The 9,562-nt window shown below is 60.2% G+C and carries 9 protein-coding genes and 1 pseudogene; 5 read left to right on the top strand and 5 right to left on the bottom strand.

All coding sequences use genetic code 11. The annotated features are described in order from the left end of the window. The 5 genes and pseudogenes from VFJ08_RS05955 to VFJ08_RS05975 all read left to right on the top strand — a co-directional run. Positions 1–416, top strand: a pseudogene (locus VFJ08_RS05955) (hypothetical protein); the annotation flags it as partial. Next, the gene (gene cofE / locus VFJ08_RS05960; protein ID WP_324996165.1) at positions 413–1,192 is read left to right on the top strand and encodes a coenzyme F420-0:L-glutamate ligase; all 780 of its coding nucleotides are present in this window, start codon (positions 413–415) and stop codon (positions 1,190–1,192) included. The pseudogene VFJ08_RS05955 and the gene cofE, both read left to right, overlap by 4 nt. Next, on the top strand, positions 1,189–1,860 hold the full coding sequence (npdG, locus tag VFJ08_RS05965) for an NADPH-dependent F420 reductase (protein ID WP_324996167.1): 672 nt from the start codon (positions 1,189–1,191) through the stop codon (positions 1,858–1,860). The genes cofE and npdG overlap by 4 nt, the downstream gene beginning before the upstream one ends. A gap of 48 nt (positions 1,861–1,908) precedes the next feature. Then, complete coding sequence (locus VFJ08_RS05970) at positions 1,909–2,910, top strand: TIGR03842 family LLM class F420-dependent oxidoreductase (RefSeq protein ID WP_324996169.1); 1,002 nt, start codon at positions 1,909–1,911, stop codon at positions 2,908–2,910. A 237-nt stretch (positions 2,911–3,147) separates the two neighbouring features. Further along, positions 3,148–3,825 (top strand): TetR/AcrR family transcriptional regulator, encoded by a 678-nt coding sequence (locus tag VFJ08_RS05975; protein WP_324996171.1) that lies wholly within the window; start codon positions 3,148–3,150, stop codon positions 3,823–3,825. Between the two features lie 28 nt (positions 3,826–3,853). On the opposite strand, the gene VFJ08_RS05980 is transcribed toward VFJ08_RS05975, so the two are convergent. The 5 genes from VFJ08_RS05980 to VFJ08_RS06000 all read right to left on the bottom strand — a co-directional run bounded on the left by VFJ08_RS05980 (position 3,854) and on the right by VFJ08_RS06000 (position 9,397). After that, positions 3,854–4,279, bottom strand: a complete 426-nt coding sequence (locus tag VFJ08_RS05980) for a nucleoside deaminase (protein WP_324996173.1) — start codon at positions 4,277–4,279, stop codon at positions 3,854–3,856. A gap of 83 nt (positions 4,280–4,362) precedes the next feature. After that, entirely contained in the window at positions 4,363–4,803 is a 441-nt protein-coding gene (locus VFJ08_RS05985) for a cytosine permease (RefSeq protein WP_324996175.1), read from the bottom strand. 265 nt (positions 4,804–5,068) lie between these two features. After that, entirely contained in the window at positions 5,069–6,511 is a 1,443-nt protein-coding gene (hydA, locus tag VFJ08_RS05990) for a dihydropyrimidinase (protein WP_324996177.1), read from the bottom strand. Between the two features lie 134 nt (positions 6,512–6,645). Further along, positions 6,646–8,181, bottom strand: a complete 1,536-nt coding sequence (locus tag VFJ08_RS05995) for an NCS1 family nucleobase:cation symporter-1 (protein WP_324996179.1) — start codon at positions 8,179–8,181, stop codon at positions 6,646–6,648. A gap of 340 nt (positions 8,182–8,521) precedes the next feature. Further along, complete coding sequence (locus VFJ08_RS06000) at positions 8,522–9,397, bottom strand: nitrilase-related carbon-nitrogen hydrolase (protein WP_324996181.1); 876 nt, start codon at positions 9,395–9,397, stop codon at positions 8,522–8,524. Positions 9,398–9,562 lie beyond the last annotated feature (165 nt).

A 9,562-nucleotide genomic window follows, 5' to 3' on the forward strand; every position in this document is an offset into this window, starting at 1 on the left:
CGACGGTTATTCTAGAACCCCGGGCAGCCGGGCTGTCCGCGGCGGCGGCGTTCGCCGCCGAATGGAGCGTCGAGCACGGCTTCGATGCGCAGTTGCTTATCCCGGCAGATATCTCCGAACTCTCGGCGCAAGAGATCGCCACTCTATTGGCCGCGATCGACCACGGGCCGGCGGTCACCATTTGCGCGGCAACCGACGGTGGCACCAATGCGCTGCTGACATCGCCGCCGAATGTGATCCGCTTCGATTTCGGCTTCGGCTCCAGCCGGCGACATATGCTGTCGGCTCGGCAGCGCGGCATTTCCTGCCGGCTTTTGCGGATGCCAAATCTGAGCCGCGACATCGATACACCGGCCGATCTTCGCGGGCAGCGAATCCATCTCCAACCGACGCGCGGCGCGGGGATGCACCCGTGACCAGCGAGATCGCACTGCGCGTACTCCAGGGCATGCCGGACATCGAGCCGGGCGACGACCTGGCCGGCCTGCTGGCTCAAGCCGCCGGGCGGTCGCAGCTCGCCATCCGCAACGGCGACGTTCTGGTCGTCGCCCAGAAAATCGTGTCCAAATCCGAAGGCCGATACGTTCATCTGCCGGGTGTCCAGCCGTCGCGAGAGGCGCGCGAGTTGGCGACACGCGTGCACAAGGACCCGCGAAAAGTACAGGTCATCCTCGACGAATCACGCCGGGTTGTCCGCGCGGCGCCGCCTCGGAGCGACCAAACCGAGGGCGTGCTCATCACCGAGCATCGGCTCGGCTTCGTCTGTGCGAACGCCGCGGTGGACGAGTCCAACATCGACCGACCGGACAGCCTTCTCCTGTTACCCGCCGAGCCCGATGACAGCGCCCGGCGTTTGCAACAGGCACTGGCTGCCGTACTGGGCGCGGAGGTCGGTGTCGTGATCAGCGACACTTTCGGCCGGCCGTGGCGGCGCGGCCTGGTCAACGTCGCGATCGGAATTGCCGGCATTCCGGCCCTGGCCGACCTGACCGGCTCGACCGACGCCTACGGCCGCACGCTGAAAGCGACTGTCCCGGCGCTGGCCGACGAGATCGCCGCGGCGTCCGGGCTCTTGATGGCCAAGGCCGCCGGCACGCCCGTCGTGCTTTTCAACGGGCTGCGCTGGCAGGCCGATCCCACAAGTTCGGCGCAGGATCTCCTGCGCCCCGAGACCGAGGACCTATTCCGATGAAGATCGCTATTCTTGGAGGAACCGGCCCGCAGGGCCGCGGCCTCGCGCTCCGCTTCGCCCGGGCCGGCGTGGATGTCGTGCTGGGCTCGCGTCAACGGGAACGCGCGGCGCAGACCGTCGAAGAGCTCAAAGCACAGATTCCCGAGGCTCAGGGCACGCTGACCGGCGCCGACAACGAGACGGCGGTCGCCGAGGCCGGCGAGATGGTGTTCCTGGCCACGCCGTACGGCGCGCATGACGCCACGCTTGCCGCACTTCGGCCCAAGCTCGCCGGAAAAATTCTTGTGGATCTGGTGGTGCCGCTCGCCGACGGCAATCCCAAGAAAGTGGACATGCCGCCCGAAGGCTCGGCGACGGAGGCTGCCCAGGCGTTGCTCGGAGCTGAAATCCCGGTCGTCGGCGCTTTGCATAACGTCTCGGCGCATAGCCTGAACGCGCTCGACCAGCCGATCAATTGCGACGTTCTGGTCTGCGGCGACGATATCGATGCCAAAAAGAAAGTGATCGCGCTGATCAAGCGTATTGGCGTCGAAGCCTACAACTGCGGCCCGGCCTACAGCGCCCGCTGCATCGAAGCGATTACGCCGCTGCTCATTCGCCTGAATATTTCCAAAGCCGTGCCCTTCACCGGAGCAGGTATCCGTATTTGGGCACCCGGCACGTCATAAGAACGCGGCCAGTGCGCCGCCGAATCACTATAACGGAGGACTTAGATCATGGAATTCGGTATTTGTTTCAAGGGATTCGTCAGCCCCGAGCGCGCGCGTCATCTGGTGCGTCAGGCCGAAACCGGCGGTTTCAGTCATTGCTGGTTCTACGACTCGCCGATTCTCTGGCCGGACCCCTACCCGATGATGGCCATGTGCATGGAGCACACCACGAACATGCGCTTCGGGCCTTGTGTCACCAATCCGAATGCCCGCGACTGGTCGATGGCGGCCAGCCTGTTCGGTAGCCTCGCCCGTCAGGGCGGCGGCCGCTTTGATGTCGGCCTCGGCCGCGGCGACAGCTTCCTGCGGATGATGGGCAAGAAGCCGGCCAAGCTGGCCCGGGTTGCCGAATTCACGGAAAAGCTCAAGGCCGTGATACGCGGCGAAGAGATCGAATACGAAGAAATCACCGAGTCGGTTCAGTTCTCGTGGGCGCAAGGCCACGACGTACCGGTCTGGATCGCCGCCTACGGACCGAAAGCACTGAAAACCGCCGGCGAGTACGGTGACGGCGTGATCCTACAGATCGCCGATCCGTCCATTTGCAAATGGCTGGCCGATCAGGCGATTAACGCCGGCGAGGCGGCCGGTCGAGATATGTCCAACTTTCGGGTCATGTCGGCCGCGCCGGCTTTTACCGGCCCGATGGATGAATGCATCGAAAAGACCCGCTGGTTCCCGGCGATGGTCGGGAATCATGTCGCCGACATCGTCGAAAAATACGGCCAGGATACCGATCGGGTGCCGCGCAGCCTGACCGAATACATCGAAAAACGGCGCGGCTACGATTACAAGAAGCACGGCCAGAGCGACAATCCGTATCTCGACTTCATCACCCCGGATATCGTCGAAAGCTTCGGTGTGCTCGGCCAAGTCGACGACCACATCGACAAGCTGAAGCAGTTGGAAGCGGCCGGCATTACCCAGTTCAACATCTACCTCGACAACGGAGATGAGGAACGCCTTATCGCCGACTATGCCGAAAAGATCATTCCAAAAATGAGCTGACAAGAGACAGGCTGCGGACGCACTCCGGCCATTTATACGATAGCCTGTGCCCCGCGCCAGCCTGCTGGTCATCGCGGTGCTGTCCGGCACCGTGATGGGCAGCGTCGCGATGCGATCGGCGGGCAATGAAAACGACTACCGATGCGGAACCGGAGCAGCCGCGATCGCGGGCCGAACGAGCAATGACCGAACGCAAGCAAGCTAGCGCTACCGTCCCTATTATCTCCCAAAAGCGGAATGCTGTTGAACACGCGGCCGAACAAAACCCAGCCTAGACGACACTCGATAACCGGCGAGGGCAATCGCCAGCGCATACTATCCGCGGCCGAAGAAGTATTTGCGGCGTACGGCTATAATGGCGGCACCGTGGGGATGATCGCGGAGCAGGCCCGGCTTTCAAAACCGAATGTTCTCTACTACTTCCCCTCGAAAGCCGAGATTTACGACCGTCTTCTGGTATCGATCCTCGATGACTGGATCGGAAAGATGGCTCTGTTCGAGCAGGCGGGTGACGAGCCCGCCGACAAGATCGCGGCTTATATTCGCGGGAAAATCGCGTTCTCCCGCATACGACCGAATGCGTCTCGGGTTTTTGCCAACGAGATCATCGGCGGCGCCCGTAATCTCGAGAAAGCGATACACGCGCGTTTGCGCCCCCAGCTAAAAAAAGACGTCGAACTGGTCTACTGCTGGATAAGAGACGGCAAGATCGATTCGATCGATCCCTATCATCTTTTTTTCCTGATCTGGTCGTCTACCCAGTCGTACGCCGATTTTTCCGCACAAATCCGAATGCTTCTACAAAAAGAGCAGCTTGAGACCGAGGATTTTAAGGCTGCCGAAACATTTCTCATCAATCTCGTCCTCAAGGGCTTAGGATTGTATGCAGAATCCGGGGCCAGGACGCGCGGATAGCCTAAGCGCCCGGGCATGCCGCAATGGCTCAGTCGCCAATATCCTCGTTCCAAAGCTCCGGTTTTTCGGCCATGAAACGGCGCATGAGCGCAGCGCAATCGGCGTCATGCAGCACCGCGACGGCGACGCCGCGTTCGGCAAGTAGCGCCTCGTCGCCGGTGAAGTTCTCGTTTTCCCCGATGACGATGCGTGGGATGCCATAAAGAAGAATCGCGCCGCTGCACATAGCACAGGGCGAGAGCGTGGTGTAGAGCGTCACGTTCTTGTAAAACGCGCCGGGCTGCCGGCCGGTGGCTTCCAGGGCGTCCATCTCGGCGTGCAGGATGGCGCTATCGCGCTGGACGCGGCGATTATGGCCCGCACCGACGACCTCACCCTCCCGGACCAGCACACAGCCAATCGGTACGCCGCCCTCATCGAAGCCTTGCCGCGCTTGCTCGAGCGCCTGATACATATAGTGCTTGTCGCCGTCTGCTTTGCCCATATTTTGACTCGCGTTTGCAGGAACGAATGCGTTACGAAGACTCTTGTTAACGGCTATGCCTTCACGGGCGCGTGATCCTGGGAGTGACCGAGCAGACTCAGGACCTTGTCGAAGGCAATATAGCCGACGACCGCGGCGATGATGCCGTTGATTGGCGGCACACCCGGACTGAAGAAAGCGATCAGACTGGCCAGAACATATGCGCCGATTCCGGCCCAGTTGAATTTGCGAAAATGCGTCTGCTCCAGCAACGTATACTTACCGCGGTGCTTGTAGAAGAAATCGGCAATGATAATGCCGCCGATCGGTGGAATGAGTGTGCCGAGTAGCAGCAGGAACTGCACCAAGTACAAATCGATACGCATCAGCCCCAGCACCGTTCCGACCACGGCACCGCAGATGGTTATAAGTCGGCGATTTTGGGTACGCAGAAAGTTGCAACCCGCGACAGAGAAAGTGAGAAAGTTATTATCATCGCTGACGCGCAGGGCCACTCTCCCGAAACGTGGTCTGGACGACACGAAAGTCTATCGAGGACGTAAAAGGCGCGTCGACGGCTAGTCATCTAAGCGAACAAGTATGTCGTCGTCCCGCCATTGCAAATAGGCTTCACCCAGCGCATTGATATCGGGTGCCATGCGTGCGCCGCCAATGCCGCAAAGTCGTCGCTATGGTCGATAATGTCCCTGAGAGGTAGGCCGAAAGCACATATTTATGGCGACTGCGCCTTCGGCCTGCTTTTAAAGCGCAGGGGGTTAGTTATGTGCGCTCCACCTTCTGCGGTGCGTTGCGCCGGGCACGCTCGTCCATGCCGTCGAACGGCCGTGCGAACGGCGGACGATCGATGTAACGCCCGGCGCCGCGTTCGGCCCGTAGTTCACCGTCGCGCCAGACGATGCGCCCCTGGCTGACGGTATGGCTCGGAACCCCGCGTACGGTTCGGCCTTCGAAGATATTGAAGTCGACATTCTGATGATGCGTCTTGGCCGAGATGGTTCGTGTGCCTTCCGGGTCCCAGACGACAACATCCGCATCGGCGCCTACACTGACCGTGCCCTTCCGGGGGTAAACGTTGAAAATCTGAGCGGTGTTCGTCGAGGTCACGGCCACGAACTCGTTCATGGTCAACCGGCCGGTGTTCACGCCGGCATCCCAGATCACCGCCAGACGATCCTCGACGCTGCCGGTTCCGTTGGGGATCTTGGTGAAATCTTCGCGACCCATGGCCTTCTGATCGGCGCAGAAACAGCAGTGATCAGTCGCGGTAGTCTGCAAATTACCGCCCTGTAGCGCACGCCAGAGTGCGTCCTGGTGCTCTGGCGCACGGAACGGCGGGCTCATGACATGAGCTGCCGCGAACTCGAAATCCGGATGACGATAGACGCTGTCGTCAATCAACAGGTGCCCGGCCAGACACTCGCCGTACACCCGGTGGCCTTCGGCTCGTGCGCGGGTGATCGCGTCCACGGAGTCCTTGCAGGAGTTGTGAACGATATACAGCGGTACATTGAACGTCTGGGCGAAACGAATGGCGCGATCCGCCGCTTCGCCTTCCACCGCGGGCGGACGCGAAAGCGGATGCGCTTCCGGGCCGGTGATGCCGGCCTTGAGCATCTCCTGCTGAAGCTGATACACCAGCTCGCCGTTTTCGGCGTGCACGGTCGGAATGGCACCCAGTTCCAGGGCACGACGAAAACTGTTGGCCATGATCTCGTCGTCGGCCATCATGATGTTCTTGTACGCCATGAAATGCTTGAAGCTGTTCACGCCGCGCTCGTGGACCAGCGTGCCCATGTCTTCGTGGACCGAATCGTCCCACCAGGTCACAGCGACATGGAACGAGTAGTCGGCCGAGGCCTTCTCGGCCCAGCCACGCCATTTTTCGTAGGCGTCCAGCAGCCGCTCCTGCGGAGCGGGAATCACGAAATCGATGATCATGGTGGTACCGCCGGCCAGCCCGGCCGCCGTACCCGTATAGAAATCTTCGCTCGCCGTGGTGCCCATGAACGGCATCTGCATATGCGTATGGGGGTCGATCCCGCCCGGCATGACATACTGACCCGATGCATCGATGATTTCTGCACTGGAGGGCGCATCGATATCCTCGCCAACGGCGACAATCCGGCCTCCATCGCAGAGCACATCCGCCTTGAAGCTTTGATCGGCGTTGACGACTGTTCCGTTCTTTATAAATACAGACATAATGAACTCCTTCGCTCCTCCGTCGCTTTGGCTTTGGTGACTTCTTGGTCGATTAAAAGTCGGGCTTTATCCGTTACATGCTATTGCGAAGCAACGCCACGAAAACACTGGCGCGTGCATCAAGCGCGGGCCTGTTAAGAGCCGGCCTTCGCTTTTCCGGCTGCGCCAAGACTCCCGTCGGTGCTCGTCGACTGCCGGAGCAACGAAATCAGCCAGTACACGATCACGGACACGCCGAAGGTGAAGAACCAGCCGTAGTTGAACAGGCTGTCGATCATCGATGGGTTATCGACGTTGCCGCCCGGCGTGCTCGCAGCGACGATGAATCCGGGAATGACCGGGATGATGGCAAACGCCATCGCAACGAACGCAGGCCAGTTCCAACGTGGATATTCTCCTTCGACCCGATAAAGATCCGTGAGATTTAGATTGCGTCGGCGCACGAGCCAATAATCGGCGATCATGATGCCGGCGATCGCACCCAGCAGGCTTCCGTAGCCGCCAAGCCAGGTAAAGATATAAGCGCCGGCGTTGTCCATGAGCGCCCACGGGAACATCAACACGCCGATGACCCCGGTGATCAACCCCCCGGTCCGGAACGAAATCAGCTTGGGGGCCACATTCGAGAAATCGTTGGACGGCGCGACCGTGTTCGCGGCCATGTTTGTGCTGATCTGGGCGATGGCAATCACCACCAGCGCGACCACCAGCACGAACGGGTTATGAGAAACCATCGGCACCAAGTCGACCGGGTTCCAGACCGCCTTGCCAAACACGACCACCGTGGCGGCGGTCGTAGCGATGCCGATGAAGCTGAAGATGATCATCGACACAGGAAGCCCGACGATCTGGCCGACGGTCTGGGAGCGTTGCGAGCGCGCGAAGCGCGTAAAGTCGGGAATATTCAGGCTCAAGGTCGCCCAGTAGCCGACATTGGCGGCCAAACCGGGCCAGAATAGACTCCAAAACGAATGCTGGCTCTTCGTGGTCATGGACTCCGAGGCCTGCAGAACATGAACCGGACCGCCGCCCGCGGAGAATCCCCAGACCAGCAACCAGAGCGCGACGATGATCAGAAGCGGCGCCGCCCAGGACTCGAAGATCTTGATGGTTTCCATGCCGCGCACGATGATCGCCATCTGAATGGCCCAGAAAACAAAGAACGCGATGAATGTATGGCCGGTTACGTCGGCCCATGCGGGCCACAGCGCGGTCAGAATGCCGGAAACCGCCAGACCGCCGAGCCAGGTCTGAATGCCGAACCATCCACAGGCGACCACGGCTCGGGAGAGCGCTGCAAAATTCGCCCCCGAAGTGCCGAAGGAGGAGCGCACGAACACCGGAAACGGAATACCGTAGCGCACCCCGACATGGGCGTTGAGTATCATGGGGATGAGCACGATGAGATTGGCCAGGCCGACGGTCATCAGTGCCTGCCACCAGTTCATCCCGGAGGCCATGAGGCCGGAGGCCAGCGTGTAGGTAGTTATGACCACCGAAATACTCAGCCACATGGCCATGATGTGCCACGTGTGCCAAGTACGCCGCGCGGGGCCGGCGGGCGCCAGATCCTCGTTGTAAAGACGAGAGTCCCGAACCCGGTCGCAGACTTCATCGACCTCGGCGTCCGTTTGCAGCGCGAGGTCTTTCAGCCGTTTTGTTTCACTCATCGTCGCCCCCTTTTCGCGTGTTGCGTTTATTTATCCATTGTCTGCGGGTCGATCGAATTTCTGAAAGGATTACCCCTTGAAAATTTCGGCCCACGCCATCGAGCGCCACCAGCCGGCGGCGCTATTGCCCTGACCGGCTGAATCCGACCCGATCCTCGCGCTCATCGCTGAACCCGTCGATGCTTCAGCGCCGATCCGCGCCCGACCAGCGAATGACCGGTCTGCGTGCCCATCATTTCCATAAATCTGAAAATAGCACGCTCCGGTGCCTCCGAAAGCCCTTCACATGACATCCGTCCGGCGACGGGAACACATCCGAGGTGGCGGCGTACACTACAATTCACCGCTGCTCGGTCAGCGGCGTATAGGTATCCGGCCGGCGATCGCGATAGAACTGCCACGTGTTGCGCACCTCGCGCACCTTGTCCAGATCGATATCGTGGATCAACAGTTCGTCCTGATCGGCGCTAGCCTGGGCTTCGATTTCACCGCGCGGGTTGGTGATATAGCTGGAACCGTAGAAATTGCCCATCTGATCGGTCCAGGGGTCCTCGGTGCCGACACGATTGATCGCGCCGATGAAGACGCCGTTCGCCGCGGCCGAAGCCGTCTGTTCGAGCTCCCACAGGTGCTTGCTCAAACCTTCGACCGTAGCCGAGGGGTTGACGATGTATTCCGCGCCGTTCAACGCGAGGGCACGCCAGCCCTCGGGGAAATGGCGGTCGTAACAGATATAGACGCCGAGTTTCAGGTACGCCGTGTCGAATACCGGATAGCCGAGATTGCCGGGCTTAAAATAGAACTTTTCCCAGAATCCAGGCGCGACTTGGGGAATATGGCTCTTCCGGTATTTGCCGAGATAGCTGCCATCGGCATCGATCACCGCGGCGGTGTTGTAGTAGACACCCGGGCTTTCCTCCTCGTAGATCGGTACCACGATCACCATATTATGGCGGCGCGCATACTCCTGCATCAGGCGGGTCGTATGCCCGTCCGGAATCTTCTCGACCGTGTCGTACCATTTCTTGTCCTGACTCGGACAGAAATACGGCTGCGTAAAGACCTCTTGGAAACAGAGTACCTGCACACCTTTTTCCGCGGCCTGGTCGACCATCGGCAGATGCGCCTCGAGCATCTTGTCCCGAATCTCGTTCGGATGCATCGACGTGTCGCCTTTCAGGCCCATTTGGATAAGGCCGCACCTCACTTTACCCATTTGTTCTCCTTCCTTTAACTACTTATGCCAGAGCCGTTTAGGCTCCCGATATGGTTATCATCGCACTCTATGGCGAAAAGTACGCCGACTTCAGTCGTGGGTCGGGAACGAAAACGATGCATCCGAGCCGTGCGCCGGTTCCGGCCAGCGCTGGGTGACGACCTT

Source organism: Salinisphaera sp. (assembly GCF_035690525.1).
GTDB lineage: Bacteria > Pseudomonadota > Gammaproteobacteria > Nevskiales > Salinisphaeraceae > Salinisphaera.

Bases quoted from the DNA above. Each gene is read 5' to 3' on its own strand.
- npdG (WP_324996167.1), top strand. From the start codon at position 1,189: ATGAAGATCGCTATTCTTGGAGGAACCGGCCCGCAGGGCCGCGGCCTC.
- VFJ08_RS05970 (WP_324996169.1), top strand. From the start codon at position 1,909: ATGGAATTCGGTATTTGTTTCAAGGGATTCGTCAGCCCCGAGCGCGCG.
- VFJ08_RS05975 (WP_324996171.1), top strand. From the start codon at position 3,148: ATGCTGTTGAACACGCGGCCGAACAAAACCCAGCCTAGACGACACTCG.
- VFJ08_RS05980 (WP_324996173.1), bottom strand. From the start codon at position 4,279: ATGTATCAGGCGCTCGAGCAAGCGCGGCAAGGCTTCGATGAGGGCGGC.
- hydA (WP_324996177.1), bottom strand. From the start codon at position 6,511: ATGTCTGTATTTATAAAGAACGGAACAGTCGTCAACGCCGATCAAAGC.
- VFJ08_RS05995 (WP_324996179.1), bottom strand. From the start codon at position 8,181: ATGAGTGAAACAAAACGGCTGAAAGACCTCGCGCTGCAAACGGACGCC.
- VFJ08_RS06000 (WP_324996181.1), bottom strand. From the start codon at position 9,397: ATGGGTAAAGTGAGGTGCGGCCTTATCCAAATGGGCCTGAAAGGCGAC.